Below are 17,746 nucleotides of genomic sequence, written 5' to 3'. Positions count from 1 at the left end.
TTCATCATGAATTACAAGTTGCCGCAAATATTCTATTGATCAAATCAGCCAACAAGTTGTTGGCCAATTGGAGTATTATCTTTCAACCCCAGAACTTGTAATATTACCTGTCTACCAGAAGAGCACTTAATAGCCTTTCAACTACGGGGGTAACTACAGGGGTGACTTAGGGGGTTGATTGCAATTAATCTATATATTCATTGTATCTCAAAAAACATTCTGTAATTACTTTCAATATCCTGAATTTCTTTGTCAGACAAACTGGAGAATTCTTTTTCTTTTGCTCTTTTTGAAAACTTTCCGTCGTTCCTTTCCAGGAAACCAATCAGCAAAGCTACCATTTTATCAGGCATTTCAAATTCATCATCCAAATACCTTTTAAATCCATCATATTTGGTAAGATAACTAATTTCTTCAGGAATAATATTTTCAATGGTATCCTTTACACAGTCATATAAAAATTCCGCTTGTTTAGTCCCATCAAAGTAGCGATAAAAATCAATTGTTTCATTCAGAACTTCCACATTATGATCCTTTGTTTCTTTCCAATCTATGAAATCCAGCAGAGGTAAAGAAAACATTTCTAGCACCATCCGATAATCTTCAATGCGATTTAATATAGAAGCCGAGACAGGAAATATAATACCCTGTTGAATAAATTGTTTTTTTGCTAATATATGATGAATTAAATATCTGTGAATTCGTCCATTCCCATCAATGAACGGATGTATAAAAACAAAGCCAAATGCAATATTGGCTGCTGAAATAACGGCATCCATATTACTATTCATCAGCAATTCATAAGTATCCAGCAAACCATCAATCAGCGGTTCCACATCCTGCCATTTGGCTGATATATGGTCTGGAATCGGCTCACCAGTATGGCGATCATGCTCACCAACAAAGCCACCTTTCTTACGAAATCCCATTTCAACGAAACGTTCATTTTCTATTACTACCTGTTGTAACCTTATTAGTTCTTCCTTCCCCAAATCTTTATTTCCAGCTTGCCCTATAGCCTTAGCCCAACGAGCTGTGCGTTTACTCTTTGGGCTCTCACCTTCTATTGTAAAAGATGCTTTCGAATCTTTAAGCATTAAGAAAGCTGAAGTTCTAAGCAAAATATCTTTATGTATACCTTTCAGGAAATTATTATTTTTTGCAGAGAGGTTAGATGCAATATATTGCTCTAGCTTAGGAGTTTTCCTTATTAAAGGACAAAAGCCCCGTGTTCCCGGCAAATTATTAATTATCAAATGACGAGGAGATTTTTCACCCTCAATAGCATATTGCAATTTATCATCCAACAAAGGTATATAGCTCTTTTTGGTCAAATCTTGTATTTCTGGTAAAGAATATCCAAGAAACCATTCAATCAAGAACCATATTTTCCGCGAATACTGTCCTGTTGGTTCAATACTAACCAATTCTGTCAATTTATCTATTGAATAACATTTCACCAAACTGCTAAACACTAACAGGTTAACACCTTCATACTTAAGTGCAAAGACCAAATGTTTATATAGTGCTTCAATCTCAGATATATGTTCATCCTCTTCAAACATATAACTCTTGGGAAATACATTCCAGTCTTCGGTTTGATACTTTTTATTCTGGTTGCAAACCAAAGCAATAGTCTCTACCATGGGAACATTCAAGTCCAAGCCATGAATAATAGCAGCATACCCCATGATAGCTCCTTGTTCTATCACCTTTCTTCCATGAAAAATAGGCGCATTGCAAAAAAAACGGGTGCAAATTGGCATATTCAATAATTTTTGAGCGCAATATATATAATTAATGAGCGCAAATCAAGAAAAATAGGCGCAAATAATGCTTTCTTGTAATTTTTAGGTGCAAGTTCATTCTAGTTAATCAACAGCTTTCTCTTTATCAAGAAAGTTTGCGATGGCAGTTGAATAAACTACAGCAATCAGTCCAACAACAATTCTTATTCCCGAGGATATCAAAGTACTTTTATTTTGTGTACTCATCTGCAAACTTTGAACATAGTTCCATATTTTATAGATAAAATCCGGGAAAGCCCATACAATGATAATCAGCCCCATCAACACCAGAGCAATTTCATAAACCGACTTCCTGCTTACCGAAAATGGAACATCTTGTTCAAAGTCGGACGATTTGCATATCATTCTTACAATCATATCCGTTTTGAAAATAAAGCAGAGATCAAGTAGAATCATAACGATAAATACAAAAAAAGAAACTCCTGCATACAACATATTATCCGAGGATAGGTTCTCACTAAAAATCATAGCAGAAAGGTAAGCAAAGCTTCCTACCATGAGCTGGATAATAGTTACAAGAAAGTATATTCCTAGAATCTTAATGGCAACTTCATAGATATCAGACTTTTTCATAATGAGGTTTTGTTTTATATTCTCTAATTAATCATTTGTCAGTTCAGATTTCAACTAATAAATCTGTCCATCATTGTATTCAAACACCTTCAGAACTTTTTGAAGCTTCTCTTTTTCACAGAAATCTTTTATAGCTTTCCAAGAAAGGAAATACAATTTATCGTTATATTCTTTCTTTAAAGAGACTTTGTTACTATTCAAAAAATCTTTTATATCATCGTTCATAGTAGGGATAATACCTATATAATAATAAGATGTTCCTTTACAAATATTTTCTACGGCCTTCTCTACTATTTTATTTTCCCCAATACTTCTTCTTTTATCAAGCCTATCATATATTTCTTTACATTTTAATATGCAGTTATATTTATCGACAAGAAACTTCTTTAAATAAAGCTGGTAAAATAAGTTAGAAGAATATCCTTTGTAATAACCTTTTTTTTCGTTATTAACATTGTATTTAGCAAACTGATCACCAATTATCCAATTTCCTTGAGATGTTTTCACTTTTGCTTCGAAGAACAGTACTTTCTTTTTATTGTTATTGCAATGAGCAATGATTATAAGATCAGCATCTCCAAACTGAGACAACGATTGTTCAATAATTATTTCAAAATCGTTCGCATCTTCAATGTTTATAGATTCAGGTAGTGATATCAAATTAATAAAAGCCTTTAATAGTTCTTTATCTTCACCAATATTATACATTAGCGAATTAATCATACCTCGTTCAGAATAACCAAAGATTTCCATAGCTTAAATTTAACTTTGTATTTGTGCAACAGCTTGTTGCACAAATACAAACTGTTCATTATAAAACAGATACCACTACACTATTTTATTTTTATTTATAAAATCAACTAGAAGAGGTGTTTGTTCTTTTAAATACTGTTCTACTTGTTTCATCATATAATCAACTAGTCCTTCACGATTTTTTTCATTCATAATATAAGTAATCGTTTCAGGGTTACTCATATTTAATATGTAATTTTCATTATTCTCAAATTGTCTCACATTTATCCACCAGTTTGAAAAACTTTCGTTGCCTTCAACATCAGCATAACTACTTTTATCTGGTGCTTTTTTATTAAAAGTTCCGATAAATAGTTGACCGTTAAAATGACCTTCCCCACTAAAACCCTCAATTCCAAAATATAAATATGATTCTAGTGTTTGTGTGGGTTTAATCCAAATCTGAGAATTAGGTTTACTAGTATTAAATCCTTTTACAATCACATATTTATCTTTCAATTTCTTAGTTAATTCATTATAGACATCAATTCTAAACTTTTCCGTGATTGCTTGTTTTGCCTTATTAAAATTTGATGATATATATGATGACTCTTCGTAATGTTTTAACATTATGTCAATTAGTTCTTTTTCTTCCTCGTTATTCATAGTATAAGTTATTTTCTTTATTAAAATTGCGTATTGTTTAATAGACTCTCGTAATATTGGATCATCTACTGATTTTTCCAAACATAACTCCAACCATTTTAATATGTGATTCTTATAAGAAAGTAAGTAATAATTAGTACCAGCTTCCAACTTCCCACAACTTGTCTTATCAGGAGATTTACCATCAAGAGTCAGATAATAAACCTTATTCTCTCCTTTTTTATAATTGCAATATCTTTCTATTTGAACATTCTGATCTTGAGCATCAATTTTGTTTTCAATAGAAACGTAATTCCCTTTTGCGTCAGATATAAATATATCTATTCTTCCACCTGTTTTATTTTTATCATCCCTAGTTCCTATGTGCTTTTCTAATTCAACTTTTGCAGTTGTTACATCTAAATCAGAGTTCTCAATGCATTCTAAAAAAAGTTTTAGAAAAATTCCATCCTTAAGGTGAGTGCCCTTGGGGTCTAAAAGTTCTTTAATAAATGCAGAATGAGTATTATTTTCCATTCTTTCCATTTTTAGAATGGAAAAAACATTAAATGTTTCTCCTTTTAGTTTCTCAATCTTCTTCTTATGATCAAATAGCTTCTTTACATTGTTTAAAAGCCGATCTACTTCCTTTGTGTTTACCATAATACTTTTTTAAGATTGTTATATATTTAAAATTAGATATTTAGCAAAACATTTGCTGCAACAATCCCTTTTTCCACTCTTCCATTCGCTCTATCTGCTTACTGCAATGGTTTATCTTTTCATCTATTGCTGACAAGAAATTGGCGATTTTTGTTTGTTCGGGGAGAGAAGGAATAGAAACACATATTCTTAACAATTGAGTTTTAGACATATTATACCTAGTACTTCCTTGAGCTAATTTTACAATCTCATTTCGAAATAATTCATTTCGGAATAAATATCGTGAGAAGTAGGGATTTAATATTTCAAGTGAGCTTGCTCTATACCCAAAACAAAAACTATTCAAATACAAATCATCCACTTTATCTAATAAAACAGAGGCTGTACCTATTTCATTAGGTGTCTCAGATGAAATAGTAAAGAATACATCACCAAATTGAACTCTATTCTGATTTTCATTATCGCCAATATCCACGAAACCAAATCTTGAAATATCTATTTTAGAATCATCAAAAATTTGTTTATACTGAATATATGGTTTACCAAGACCAAAATCTTCTTTTGTTTTACCTGACAAGCCATTAAATGTTTCACCAATTCCCCCCAAACTCTTCTCTTCCCATTCCGGAAAGTCCTCTCCATTATCATCTTTAAACCGTAATTCCTGAGAAAAGATTTTCTGCATTACTCCTTTTTTGTATTCCTCCAAAAGGCTTTTCTTCTTTTTCAGTTGGGTGAGTTTGTCATCTGCTGCGGTGAGGAATGAGGCTATTTTTGTTTGTTCGGGAAGAATTGGGATTGCAATTCTTATATTTGATAAGTCAGTTGAATTAATAGCTGGATAGCTCGTTCCAGTACATCTTTCTATTACCTTATCGGTAAATTGCTGAAAATGTATATATTGATATATATACTGAGGATTATTATTTGTTCTTATCTGAGCATAACCTGTAGAGGCAACATATTCGCCATTATAATCAAAATATAAATTATTTTTTTGATAAGGCCTAACCATTTGAAATAGTATATCACCTTCACTTAATAGTCTTTGTGCTCTACTTGGGGCATTGACTAATTCGATTCTTTCTTCTTTCAATAATTGTCCATCTACGACACTTTCAAGATCAATATAAATGAAAGAATTCGGCAGACTACCCGATTTTGGATTTATTTCCGCTATCTCCCCCAACTTCTTCTCAACCCATTCCCCCTCAAATTCAGGAAACCTCAACTTCGGTACATTCGTTTTCTTTTCCATGATTAGAACGGTGTTGAGATATTTAGCTCCTTGCAAAAGGAGGCGATGGTATTATCTGTGTCGGTCATTTGCTTGTCCAGCTCTACCAGGTCTCGGGAGATTTGTTCAAGGTCTATGCTCTCTTCGGCTTCGAAGGTGTCTACGTAGCGGGGAATGTTGAGGTTGTAATCGTTCTCGGCTATCTCCTTCAGCGATGCACGCTTGCTGTATTTATCTTCTTCGGTGCGGTTGCGGTAGGTGGAGACTATCTTTTCAATGTCCTCGTCACGCAGCATGTTTTGCGTTTTTACCTTTTCGAAGTGCTGACTGGCGTCTATAAAGAGGATATCGCCCGGATTCTCACGGCATTTTTTGAATACCAGGATGCAGGTGGGGATGCTTGTGCCGTAGAATATATTTGCCGGCAGACCAATTACGGCATCCAGGTAGTTACGCTCTTCAATGAGGTATTGGCGAATCTGCAGTTCGGCTCCACCGCGAAACAGTGCTCCGTGAGGCAATACCACAGCCATGGTACCGTTTTCGGCCAATTGATAAACCATGTGACACACAAAGGCAAAATCGGCTTTGCTTGATGGAGCCAGTTTGCCGTAATGACTAAAGCGGTCGTCGGTCATAAACAGTGGATTTGCGCTCCACTTTGCCGAGAAAGGCGGATTTGCCACCACCGCTTCAAAGCGTTTATCGAGGTGTTGCGGATGTTCCAGCGTATCTTCCTGACGGATATCGAACTTACGGTAATGCACATCGTGCAGAATCATATTCATGCGACAAAGGTTGTAGGTGGTGCGGTTCATCTCCTGTCCGCAGAACTCATTCACCTCGTCCACTTCCTTGGCTACCCTTAGCAGCAAAGAACCACTGCCGCAAGTAGGGTCGTACACAGATTTCAGTCGGCTTTTGCCCGTGGTAACAATCTTTGCCAGCACCTTACTTACTTCCTGCGGGGTGTAGAACTCTCCGGCCTTCTTCCCTGCTCCGCTGGCAAACTGACCGATAAGGTATTCGTAGGCATCGCCCAGCACATCTAGTTCGGTATCTTCAATGCAGAAATCAATATTATCGAGGTGAACAAGCACTTTGGCTATCAGAGTGTTCTTTTCAGACTCGGTGCGCCCCAGCTTGGTACTGGTGAGGTCCATATCCTCGAACAGATTATCGAAATCGTCCTCACTGCCCGTACCCATTGTGCTTTGCTCAATGTTGGTAAGAATCTTCCTGAGGTCTTCCAGAATAAAGTTATCTTCGCCCTCTTTGTCGCTATTTCCGCGCTTTGCAATTTCACTAAACAATTCACTCGGTTTAAGGAAATATCCCAGCTTTTCGAGCGATTCTTCCTTAATGGCTTCAAGATATTCACGGCCTGTTTCACTGTTTTCCAGAATATCGAGATACTTTATGCCGTCCTGGTCCAGTATTGAATTGGCATAACTACACATCTTTTCTGACAGATATTTATAAAAAATAAACCCCAGTATGTAATCACGGAATTCATCGGCATTCATTTTACCACGCAGCGTATTAGCAATGTTCCAGAGTTGTTGCTCCAGTTGTTTTTTATGATCTTCGGACATATTTTATTTTCTGATTTTATCGTGTTTATTTGTTACAAATATACACAATATTACTTCAGCAGCCGTCTGTTTTAGATAAAAAATAGGATTCCGATATAGATTTTTATTTAATCAGTTTATACTCCCCAACCAAACCCCAATAAAAAAAATTCTTTCGCCAATGAAAAAAAATTATTGGCGAATAAAAGTATTGGAAAATAGAATAAATTTCAATACGCAAAAACTTGTAATTGCATTAAAACCACAAAATTACGTCCGAATCATTTTATGGAATATAGAAGTTTCTTCTACATAATATTAAAATTTATTTTTATATTTAAGTTTATTTTTTAATTAAATAACATGATATTTTATGTACATAATTTTTATATTTAGTTTATTTATTTATCTTTGCACTCCTCTTGAAAAATTTAAGTTTCAGGAGAACTCAATTAATTTATTAACCTTTAAAATCACATTAACAGGATGATTGAAAAAGACCTATCCTTCTCGCCAGATAACAATACTTGTATAAGAGTCTCGGAAATTGCGAAAGCCTATTTTCCTGATTACCAAAAAACTCAAAGTGCCATGCAGATGCTGCGCAAAAGAATCAGAGAATCTAAAATGCTTTATGAAAAATTACTGGAAGCCGATTACAACGAAAAGAGCCTATACTTTACGCCCATACAGGCTAAACTTATATTTTACTACTGGGGCACACCCGAAGCTTACAAAGCAAAACACGCCAAAGATTAGCATGAATGTTTTTTTGTCCGTTTTTTAAATTTCTGCATAACCGGTTTTTACATTAAATCGAAGCAAATTGCACGGTTTATAATTTATTATAAACAATATATTTAATCTTTTATTTATTCGGGGCCCTTTACCGGGCCCTCTCTTTTTAAATCACGTTCATATTAACTTATAAATCAGCAACATACAAGAGCAAAAAGTGGGCCCATTTGTGGGCCCGCTTTTTGTTCATCATTTTCGCTTTAAAAGTTAAATCCAATATCATTAAATCACTAAATATCTGCTTTTTCCATTTTTTATCTTAAACCAACGCTTTTTACTACTTTTACCCTTTTTGCCCCGATTTAACCCATTTATTTGGAGGGTGTTTTATCTTTCCATACTTTTGACCACACAAACAAATAAACCGTTTTGAGCCCAACTAAAAATTAAATTTAAATCGATGGAAAAGAATGAAATTTTGCCTTACAATGCGCTAACAAGTGGATATATATTAATCCCTAAAAAGTTATTATTCGAGTCACTAAAACAGAAAGACAATGAACTGAGTTACCTGGAAGCTTTCTTAATGGTTTTAACCAAAGTAAACTTTAAGGATACGGTAGCTACTATTTACAACGAGAAAATTATTTGTCACAGAGGCGAATCGATGATTTCCATCTATAAATGGGCCGAATTATTTCACTGGAAGCGGCATAAAACCAGACGCTTCTTTGCCAGAATGGAGAAGAACAAACTGATTCAGACTATCCCGATGGAGAATGGGCTAAATATTATACGTGTGGTAAACTACGATCTGTGGACTAGCAAGTGCAAAGAGGTTAATGAGGAAAAGCGCAAAACCAAAACAGACGAGAGTTTCGATGTATTCTGGAATACGTACCACGAGGTTACCCAAACACCTAAAAGGGAGGTTGAAGCAGCCCGTAGGGAGTGGTCAAAACTAACACTGAGGGAACGCAGAATTGCCCTGGAGCAGATTAACTATTACTACCACAGTCTTGAGGATACGAAGTACATTAAGCGGGGTTTTAGGTACTTAAGAGACAAATCTTTTCTTAACGAGTAATTTTATAAATAATTATATAGATAAAATATTACTATGAACAAAAATATAAACATGCCTTTTGCGCTGGATTATGAGGAAGCCATTCTGGGTGCTTTACTGCTGGAAACCAAGGCGATGCCTATTGCCAGTCAGTACCTTCGCCCGGAAATGTTTTACGATGATAAGCATCAACAGATTTACAGCGCTATTGAGGGCATGTTTAACGAGGGGCGCAGCATTGATATTATCACTGTGACCGAGGAACTGAAGCGGCGAGGCAAACTGGAGGAGGTGGGCGGACCGTTTGCCATTGTGCAGCTGAGCAGCAGGGTGGCTAGTTCGGCTCACCTGGAAACGCACTCGCAGACGCTGAAGGATTACTTTATTCGCAGGGAACTGATAAAGGGACTGAGCGATTCGCTGAGCAAGGCTGTGGACTTGACTTTCTATACCGAGGATGTGATTTGCAACACGCAGCAGATGCTGGACGAGATTGGGAAGGATTCCAGCTGGACAAGGTCTCTCCGCGAAATGGATGTGCTGATGAAGGATACCGTTAATCTGGCTGCCATCCGCAGGGATCAGTCGAAAGACGGGGTTACGGGCATTCCTACGGGTATAAAGGCGCTGGACGAGCTCACGGCGGGTTGGCAGAATGGCGATCTCAACATCATAGCGGCTCGCCCGTCGGTGGGTAAAACCATGGTGGCGCTGTTTCTAGCTAAAGTGGCAGCTCAGGCGGGATTCAATGCGCTGTTTTGCAGCATCGAGATGCAGGGCGAAAAACTGGGCGACCGACTTATTTTGCTGGAGAGTGACATCAATCCGCAGGACTGGCGCACGGGGCAAACCGGCACGGAGGAGTGGATAGCGGCACAAGAAACGGCCAGAGAACTGGCTCGTCTGCCAATGCGGATTGATGATAATCCGTCGATGAGCATGGATTATATCCGGGCGGAGGCTCGTTTGCTAAAGAGCAAGGGCAAGTGCGACATTGTGTTTATCGACTACCTGCAGCTTAGTGATATGAGAACGGGCGACAAGGGGTTTCGCAACCGCGAGCAGGACGTGGCCATTGCTACCCGGAAGGCAAAGATGATTGCCAAGGAACTCGACTGTCCCGTGATTCTGCTCAGTCAGCTGAATCGTGATGCGGAAACAAGACCGGGCAAGCGTCCGCAGTTGGCAGATCTGCGCGAGAGTGGTGCCATAGAACAGGATGCCGATCTGGTATTGCTACTCTACCGCCCTGCCATGGGTGGCATGGCAACCGACAAGGACAGCGGATATCCTACGGATGGCCTGGGGATACTGATTGCCGCCAAGCATCGTAACGGGCAGACGGGCAATGTGTACTTCTCGCACAACAAGAGTATGACGAAGATTGAGGATTATGTTCCGGTAATGGAGCAGCTTGTGCGCAACAGTAACAAGAAGAACGTAGCGCAAACGCAAGAGCCGGAAAAACAACCTCTGCCGGAGATTGGAAATTTGTTTACTAAGTAAACAGGCAGTGAGTTTAATAATAGTAAATCAAAAGTTATACAACTTCAAAATAAATGCAATATCAATCAGATGGGGGAAAATACAACACCTACCTTTCGACCAACAATACTATTCAACTAAAATAAATATGCCTGAATAGTCTTTCAAACCAACTGTTAAAGAGGTTTCCAATAAAGGACTGAGGCGTGCATTCAGGCATCTGACATAGTAATTACCTAACCAGTACAAAGCCGTTAGATCAAACAGTATCTAACGCAGAAAAGCAGGGAAAGATCCCTGCTTTTCTATTACTATCAAACTATATTATATTGGAGAATATTACTTCGCTGAAATGTATCCTACTTGATCTACCATCTTCTGACCTTTAGGAGATAGTCCAAAATTAAGGAATGGAGTTACTTTGGCTTCGTCTTTCTTGATGTAGTACATGAATAGCGGACGAACCACCGGATATGATTTGTTCTTTGCATTTGCTACAGTTGGTGCAACAAACTTCTTTCCGTCATAAGATACCTTTAGAGCTTTTACGTTTTTGGAAACATAAGCCAGGCCTACATAACCAATGGCACCTTTTGTCTGACTTACCGACTGAATAATTGCTCCGGTTGCAGGCATTGACAGGACATCTTTCTTGTAGTTTTTGTTATTTAAGATGTGTTCCTTGAAGAACTCGTAAGTACCCGAGCTGGTTTCTCTTGAGTATGCAATAATAGGCATATTGGCACCTCCTACTTGTTTCCAGTTGGTTATTTTACCGGTAAAGATACCTTCTAACTGCTCGCGGGTAAGCTGACTTACTTTATTGCTAGGATTTACAACTACAGCCAGGGCATCATAAGCAATAACTTTCTCTACAAGCACCTTACCGGCGCTTTTAAATTTAAGTTTCTCGTCGAATTTTACCTTACGTGAAGCAGAAGCAAGATCTGTACTTCCTGCAAGCAATGCCGAAATACCTACACCACTACCACCTCCGGTTACTGTTACTTTTGCGCCTTTGGTAGCGTTATAGTTCTCTGCCCATTTCTGAGCTACCGGTAACACTGTATCACTTCCCTTAACTCGTTGTGCAAATGCTCCCTGAGCCATTACACTGATTAATGCTATTGCTAAAAAAATCTTTTTCATCTTCAATTGTTTTGTTATTTTTTTGATATTGCAAATTAACCTCAAACAGATTTCATAGTTATTTCGTATCAATTACACTTTAAATACATTTATGTTACTATTGTGTTACAAAATGCTCTTTTAAGAGGCCGCAGCCGCCTACCGTAGCCAAAAGGGGGAAGCAAAGAACCGCCGTGCTCTCCTTCCCCCTTCATAGTCTAAAAATGAAAAAAAGTATTTACTAAACGCACATCATCTTTTTACGAACTTACGGGTTACAGTAGCCTTCTCTGTAACAATCTTAGCCATATAAATGCCTTCCGACAAGAAGCTTACATCAACAGGATCGCTGCCGGATATCTGTTTTGAAAGAAGCAGACTGCCGCTTAAATCGAAAATAGATATCTGCACGTTACTTTCAGTGGTATTCAGGTTGAATGCGTTGGCAACAGGATTTGGGTAGATTGTTATGGCTGATGCATCATCGGCTTTCTGCTCAACTACTCCCGTACCGGGTCCTGCTGAATAATAGTAAATGGTTTTGGATTTATTGTCCCAGTTAGTTGTTCCGGTATTCCAGGCATATTCTATATCCTGAAGAGGCTTATTCATACCTCCCGATACCGTTGCTAAAGTATAAGGACTAAAAAATACGGAATATCCGGAAGGTAATATTAAATCGGCGTAGGTATAATTCAAATCAAAAGTAGTGAGTTCTTTTGTCTGCTTCGCCCACTGGCCATTTTCCCATTTATAAGTATAGTATTCTGTGTTATTTCCATTGGCATCATATTTATACTCGTACATTTCAGCATAAGTCCACTGAGTTACTATGTTCCAGTCAGAGCGCGTTTCGGTTGCAATACGGTTATTGGTATCATAAGTATATTCGTACTTCGTCATAGCCATCCAGCTGGTACCGGTAGAAACTGAATATGTAGTTCTTGTAATTTTGCCACCAGAGTCATATTCGTATTCATATTTCATGGCAGTGGTCCAGTCACTAGTATCGGTATCCCACATGGAGGCAAGCACTAGCGTAAGTTTATCATTAGTATAAGTATAATCATATTTCATACTATTTTCCCAATCATTGGCAGTAGTACTCCAACTGGAAACAAGAAACTGTTTAACTGTATTGTCGGTGTTATAAGTCAGATCGAATTTTGTGTCGTTAACCCACTCTTTAATATCGTTATTCCAGTCATAAAAAAGTATTTGGGTAGCATATCCGCCGGCATTATAAGTAAATGCTTGTTTTGCATCATTCTCCCAATTACTAGTTGCAGAAATCCATTTATAACTGATAGCTACATCCCATTTACCATTGGCCTTATACTTGTATTCGTCTTTCGACTCATTTACCCACACCTTGGTGGCATTATTCCAGTTGTAATAAATACCTGTTATCCATTTTCCTTCAGAATCGTAAATGTATTCATCTTTAGACGTTTTTTCCCATCCTGAAGGGTCACTGCTCACCCCAAACAATACAACACTGTCGAGCTTTTGTTTGGTCGTTGCATCTCTCAGAGTCTGACTTTGTGGAGATACGCTTTTTTCCAGAAGTTTAAGATCTTGTTTCAGCTGAAGTTCTTGTTTATCGAGCCCTTTTAACTGCTGCCGGGCTTTTAGTAAACTTAATATTCCACTGTCGTTAATTTGTCCGTAAACAAACAAGGCGGCAAGGGTGAAAAGTAATGCGAGTAGAATTCTTTTCATAGTCAAATTATTTAAAAGTGTTTATAGTATATAGTTATATAAAAACACTTTATCTGCCCGTTTAGTTCTCCACAGCCTGCAATCTTTGTTTGCTTAATTCAGCATAAGCACCTGTTTTTCTATTTATCTATTGAAAATATTCATAATTTGTATATAAATAATTTGTATTTGGAATTATATGAATAAATTTGCACCCGGAAAAAAATATGCAAATATTATAATTTAAAACGCGATAAAAATATGGCTTTAATTAAATGTCCAGAATGCGGCGAGTCGGTATCTGACAAAGCCCCAAATTGTCCTCATTGCGGATTGGCAATAGCCGGCAACATTATCCCTTGTCCGGAGTGTGGCGCAGTAGTTCCTAAAGGAACCGAGACATGCCCTAAATGTGCTTTCCCATTGCAAGAAGTTAAAGAGCAAGTTAAGAACGTTGAAGCAAGCCCTGCTCCTCAGAAACCGGCCATAAAAGCCAGCGAAGAGGTATTGGAGAAAATTGGTCCGGTATTTCTTGAAGCAAAAGAACTATACGAGAAAAAGAAGTATGTTTCTGCTTACGACAAGATTAACATTGCACTCTCTGCTGCTCCAAACAATACAGAATGTTTAAAGCTTGAAGCTGCGATTGTATCGGGCATCTGCGATCATTCACAAAAAGTGGCTGAAGAGCTGTTCCAGGCTAAGGAATATGCAAAAGCATTGGCTGAGATTGATGGAGCGCTGAAGTTTGCTCCAAACAGTCAGGCTCTGCTCAACCTAAGCAACGAGATTAAGCGGGCAAAAGCACGCCGTAAGACTCGTATCACAGTTATTTCCGTTTTGGTAGTTATCGCTATTGCTGTTGTTGCTGCAATGAGTATTCGCAAATCGTTTACTGCAGAAGAAGAAAACCAGGCATGGGAAATTGCTAAAGATTCAAATACCGTATCTTGCTACAATCAGTTCCTGGAAGATTATCCTGATGGTGCTCACTCTATGGATGCTCAGGAAATGCTTATGAAGCTTCAAAAAGATGAAACAGATTTCTGGGGCAGAATTCAGTCGTCTAGCGATGTTTACAGCTACGAACAATACCTGAAGAAGTTCCCTCAGGGTATGTATGTAGATCAGGCTAAAAACAGCATCGACTCTCTGGATTGGGTAAAAGCTACCAAAAAGAACACTCCCGAAGCATTTGCCGAATACCTTGCTGCTCACCCGGAAGGTGCACACGTTGGCGAAGCTCAGTCGGCTAACGAAAAGATTGCCGCTTCGGTTCCTACAGCTGAAGAGATCTCGGGCATGAAGAGTTTCTTCTCTAATTACTACGCTGCCGTAGAAAATAAAGACGAAAGTTCTGTTCTTGATTTCTTTGAATCTGTTACTCCTAAATATTATGGTATTTCGAATGCCAGCAAGAGTGATATTCAGGCAAACATTAAGAAGATGTATGCTAAGGATATTAAACAGGTGCACATTAAGATTAATGATGCAAGCTTTAAAGTAACTAAGGATGAGAGTGGTAATTTCCACGTAACATTCCCTATTGATGTAACTTATGATCGCGAAGATGCTGCTAAAACAAACACTTCGAGCATGAATGTTACTGCTGTGGTAAATAGTAATCAGAAGATTACATCTATTATATCGAATAAGAGTAACAGTACTCTATAAGATCTTTTTTTCTTTTTATGTATTTATAAAATTGATAAATTTTATAAATTTTGTTTAATTGAATTAGAGAGAGAAGGGCTGTGAAGTTCTTCTCTCTCATTTTTTATTGACTTTTGCAAAGGGGAGTTAGCTGGGGCATCCCCAAAAAGGACTCTCTAAAAGGAATATACTCTAAAAGGGGAAGCTAGCGATAGCACATTAAAGTATAATGCTTTTTTAAGGCGGAACTCTTTCCAAAAAGGAACTACACTAAAAGCGAAGCCTACCCAAAGCTATAGCACCGGCCTATCTTTTTTCTTTAAATCTATCCGAAATCTTTTTTATAATTGAACTCTCAGAGAACTAATCTTACTCTACCCCTTTCCTTCTAATCCTAAAATAAATTCCGAGAATTCTCTTTCTAAGGTTCTCCCAAATAGTCTACTATCGCCTTTACCTGGCGTGGCGTATAAATGCGGTTACGATGATTGTATTCCAAAGCGCAAAGCTCGGCTGTTAGCTGAGTGTTGCCGGCTATCCAGCGGGCAAGTATGCGCAAGGCTCCGGGAATAGTCATGTGCGGATTGTAAAGGCAAGCCAGTTCTACCTTGGTATAAGCCCGGATTTTAAATTCTTCTTCTGTTTTTATCATACTATTTCTTGATTTTCTTACCGTAAATTTACCAATTTTTGCCCGTTTAAACAAGTTTTCAAGGCAATAAAACGCCTGATAATTGTAATTAATTCAAACCAATTACACCTAATACACTCTACTGTTTCCGTTCACCCGCCATGCCCTATCTTTGTAGTGTTAACAAGAAAGGATAAGAGCTCTTTACCGCAGTATTAATCAACTAAAATGTAAAGAAAATGAGTGTAAAGTATTCAGTAGTTATGAGAAAGAATCCGTCTAAATCTTCGGAACCGGGAAAGTATTACGCACACGCACAGGCGTATGGTGAAATGGATTTTGATTCGCTTTGCGAAGAGGTAAACGGACGATGCACCGTAACCCGTGCCGATGTGGCAGCAGCAGTGGAAGCAATTTTGGAATCGATGAAAAAGGCTTTGGCCGAGGGTAGAATTGTTCGTCTGGGTAACTTCGGTAGTTTCCAGATTGGGGTGAGAAGCAACGGTGCCACTACCGAAGATGAGTTCGTATCTTCCATGATTCGCGGAACCAGAATCAGTTTCCGCCCAGGTAAGTTGCTCACCAATATGCAAAAAACGCTTGCATATACGCAAGTGGCCAAGCTTCCGGTAAAGGTTACCAATGGTGGTAACGAGGTGGGATAGCAGTAGACTGTAGCTTTGGAAAAGAGTACTCTGTGTTACCAACAGCGATAAGCAAATAAGGCTGTTGGTACACAAGTACTTTTCTAAGTCCGCATTGATAAAGAACATCCGGTAAATTCCGGGACTCTTCCTAAAAGCGTGACTTACAGCAAGTGTAGTGAATGGGTAAACCGGAGAGGCATTCATTGAGGGAACAGCCTCTCCTATTTCAAATCAGTTATTAATCAACAAAAACAGAAATATGAAAATTTTAGATGGCATAATAAACATTCTGCAAATGGTACTTCCTTTTCTGAAAAAGAAGGATGCCAAGCAGGTACAGGATTTCACCGAACTGGTAAAGAGTCAGTTCGACTACCTGATGGAGCAGGTAACCCGCTTTGAAAAGGATTACTTCGAACTTTCCGAGAAAGTGAAGCTGATGTATCAGGAGATGATTACGTTGAACGCTCAGTTAAATACTGCTCTTAAAGAGCAATGTATAGTAGTTGGTTGCAAGGACAGGCAATAGTTACGGCACCAAAAACAGAATTACGGCATTTATAGATTTAGAAAACCCTGTTAATAGGGATTCCAGAATCAAGATTACGGCAGTCGTAAATAAATTACGGGAACAAAATACAAATTACGGCATTTAGAGATTCAGAAACCCCTGTTAATAGGGATTCCAGAATCAAGATTACGGCAGTCGTAAATAAATTACGGGAACGATATATAAATAACGGCATTTAGGGATTCAGAATGCCTTTGTTTATAGGATTCCCGGAATGGAATTACGGCACTAGTATTTTAATAACGGAAACGGAATACAAATTACGGCAATTAGAGATTCAGAAAGCCCTGTTAATGGGGAATTAAAACGAAGATTACGGCATTTTAAATTAAATTACGGCAAAACAAAATGAGAGAAATAAATTTAATAGTAATTCATTGCTCGGCAACGAGAGTGGATAGAGATATAACCGCACAAGACATTAATTCGGCTCACAAGGTAAGAGGGTTCAGCTCGTGGGGCTATCACTATTACATCCGAAAGAACGGCAAAGTAGAACCAATGCGGAGCCACGATGAAGTTGGAGCGCACGCTCGAGGATACAATGCAAAGTCCCTCGGCATCTGCTACGAAGGCGGACTGGACACCAATGGCAAACCGGCAGATACCCGCACACTGTCTCAGCAAATAGCACTACACTCCCTGGTCAGCAAGTTACTCAAAGAGTTTCCCGGCTGCAAGGTAGTAGGCCATCGGGATTTGAGTCCGGATAAAAACTATAACGGCATTATCGAGCCATCTGAGCGTGTGAAGGAATGCCCCTGTTTTAACACAGCCGATGAAACGTGGGAGTAATGAAAGATAGATAGAAATAAGCTTGCAAGATTACAACATAGTTATATACAAGTATATAAGAGAGGGATTCTCAATCAGGGAATCTCGCTCTTAATATTT

General features: G+C 38.1%; 16 protein-coding genes. 7 read left to right on the top strand and 9 right to left on the bottom strand.

Annotation, left to right across the window (positions count from 1 at the left end; translation table 11 throughout):
* Nucleotides 1-197 precede the first annotated feature (197 nt).
* From BUC21_RS00415 to BUC21_RS00390, 6 genes are all read right to left on the bottom strand, one after another.
* The gene (locus tag BUC21_RS00415; protein WP_073398554.1) at nucleotides 198-1,766 is read right to left on the bottom strand and encodes a Fic family protein; all 1,569 of its coding nucleotides are present in this window, start codon (nucleotides 1,764-1,766) and stop codon (nucleotides 198-200) included.
* Nucleotides 1,767-1,871: 105 nt separating this feature from the next.
* Entirely contained in the window at nucleotides 1,872-2,381 is a 510-nt protein-coding gene (locus BUC21_RS00410; protein ID WP_073398553.1) for a hypothetical protein, read from the bottom strand.
* A 54-nt stretch (nucleotides 2,382-2,435) separates the two neighbouring features.
* Nucleotides 2,436-3,134, bottom strand: a complete 699-nt coding sequence (locus BUC21_RS00405) for a hypothetical protein (RefSeq protein WP_073398552.1) — start codon at nucleotides 3,132-3,134, stop codon at nucleotides 2,436-2,438.
* A 75-nt stretch (nucleotides 3,135-3,209) separates the two neighbouring features.
* The gene (locus tag BUC21_RS00400) at nucleotides 3,210-4,421 is read right to left on the bottom strand and encodes a PDDEXK-like family protein (protein WP_073398551.1); all 1,212 of its coding nucleotides are present in this window, start codon (nucleotides 4,419-4,421) and stop codon (nucleotides 3,210-3,212) included.
* A gap of 40 nt (nucleotides 4,422-4,461) precedes the next feature.
* On the bottom strand, nucleotides 4,462-5,679 hold the full coding sequence (locus tag BUC21_RS16365; protein WP_073398550.1) for a restriction endonuclease subunit S: 1,218 nt from the start codon (nucleotides 5,677-5,679) through the stop codon (nucleotides 4,462-4,464).
* A 2-nt stretch (nucleotides 5,680-5,681) separates the two neighbouring features.
* Nucleotides 5,682-7,253 (bottom strand): type I restriction-modification system subunit M, encoded by a 1,572-nt coding sequence (locus BUC21_RS00390; protein ID WP_073398549.1) that lies wholly within the window; start codon nucleotides 7,251-7,253, stop codon nucleotides 5,682-5,684.
* A gap of 465 nt (nucleotides 7,254-7,718) precedes the next feature.
* Between BUC21_RS00390 and BUC21_RS00385 the strand changes: the two genes are divergently transcribed.
* The 3 genes from BUC21_RS00385 (at nucleotide 7,719) to BUC21_RS00375 (ending at nucleotide 10,542) form a co-directional block, all read left to right on the top strand.
* On the top strand, nucleotides 7,719-7,991 hold the full coding sequence (locus tag BUC21_RS00385; RefSeq protein WP_073398548.1) for a DUF4248 domain-containing protein: 273 nt from the start codon (nucleotides 7,719-7,721) through the stop codon (nucleotides 7,989-7,991).
* A gap of 439 nt (nucleotides 7,992-8,430) precedes the next feature.
* Nucleotides 8,431-9,057 carry a hypothetical protein gene (locus tag BUC21_RS00380; protein WP_073398547.1) on the top strand — a complete coding sequence of 209 codons (627 nt, stop codon included), beginning with the start codon at nucleotides 8,431-8,433 and terminating at the stop codon, nucleotides 9,055-9,057.
* 33 nt (nucleotides 9,058-9,090) lie between these two features.
* A complete protein-coding gene (locus BUC21_RS00375; protein WP_073398546.1) occupies nucleotides 9,091-10,542 on the top strand; it encodes a replicative DNA helicase in 1,452 nt (483 codons plus the stop codon).
* A 318-nt stretch (nucleotides 10,543-10,860) separates the two neighbouring features.
* Here BUC21_RS00375 and BUC21_RS00370 read toward each other — a convergent pair whose 3' ends face one another.
* Both BUC21_RS00370 and BUC21_RS00365 read right to left on the bottom strand, forming a co-directional pair.
* The gene (locus tag BUC21_RS00370) at nucleotides 10,861-11,670 is read right to left on the bottom strand and encodes a PstS family phosphate ABC transporter substrate-binding protein (RefSeq protein ID WP_073398545.1); all 810 of its coding nucleotides are present in this window, start codon (nucleotides 11,668-11,670) and stop codon (nucleotides 10,861-10,863) included.
* A gap of 231 nt (nucleotides 11,671-11,901) precedes the next feature.
* A complete protein-coding gene (locus BUC21_RS00365; protein ID WP_073398544.1) occupies nucleotides 11,902-13,371 on the bottom strand; it encodes a T9SS type A sorting domain-containing protein in 1,470 nt (489 codons plus the stop codon).
* Nucleotides 13,372-13,611: 240 nt separating this feature from the next.
* Here BUC21_RS00365 and BUC21_RS00360 point away from each other — a divergent pair, with 240 nt between their 5' ends.
* Entirely contained in the window at nucleotides 13,612-15,024 is a 1,413-nt protein-coding gene (locus BUC21_RS00360) for a zinc ribbon domain-containing protein (protein WP_073398543.1), read from the top strand.
* A 400-nt stretch (nucleotides 15,025-15,424) separates the two neighbouring features.
* Here BUC21_RS00360 and BUC21_RS00355 read toward each other — a convergent pair whose 3' ends face one another.
* On the bottom strand, nucleotides 15,425-15,655 hold the full coding sequence (locus BUC21_RS00355; protein ID WP_073398542.1) for a DUF4248 domain-containing protein: 231 nt from the start codon (nucleotides 15,653-15,655) through the stop codon (nucleotides 15,425-15,427).
* Between the two features lie 218 nt (nucleotides 15,656-15,873).
* Here BUC21_RS00355 and BUC21_RS00350 point away from each other — a divergent pair, with 218 nt between their 5' ends.
* The 3 genes from BUC21_RS00350 (at nucleotide 15,874) to BUC21_RS00340 (ending at nucleotide 17,647) form a co-directional block, all read left to right on the top strand.
* The gene (locus tag BUC21_RS00350; RefSeq protein WP_073398541.1) at nucleotides 15,874-16,299 is read left to right on the top strand and encodes an HU family DNA-binding protein; all 426 of its coding nucleotides are present in this window, start codon (nucleotides 15,874-15,876) and stop codon (nucleotides 16,297-16,299) included.
* Between the two features lie 241 nt (nucleotides 16,300-16,540).
* The gene (locus BUC21_RS00345) at nucleotides 16,541-16,810 is read left to right on the top strand and encodes a hypothetical protein (protein ID WP_245797036.1); all 270 of its coding nucleotides are present in this window, start codon (nucleotides 16,541-16,543) and stop codon (nucleotides 16,808-16,810) included.
* Nucleotides 16,811-17,200: 390 nt separating this feature from the next.
* Nucleotides 17,201-17,647, top strand: a complete 447-nt coding sequence (locus BUC21_RS00340) for an N-acetylmuramoyl-L-alanine amidase (protein ID WP_073398540.1) — start codon at nucleotides 17,201-17,203, stop codon at nucleotides 17,645-17,647.
* Nucleotides 17,648-17,746 lie beyond the last annotated feature (99 nt).

It is taken from the genome of Bacteroides luti (genome assembly GCF_900128905.1).
GTDB classification, from domain to species: Bacteria; Bacteroidota; Bacteroidia; order Bacteroidales; family Bacteroidaceae; genus Bacteroides; species Bacteroides luti.
This window is presented reverse-complemented; position numbering and strand designations above follow the sequence as displayed.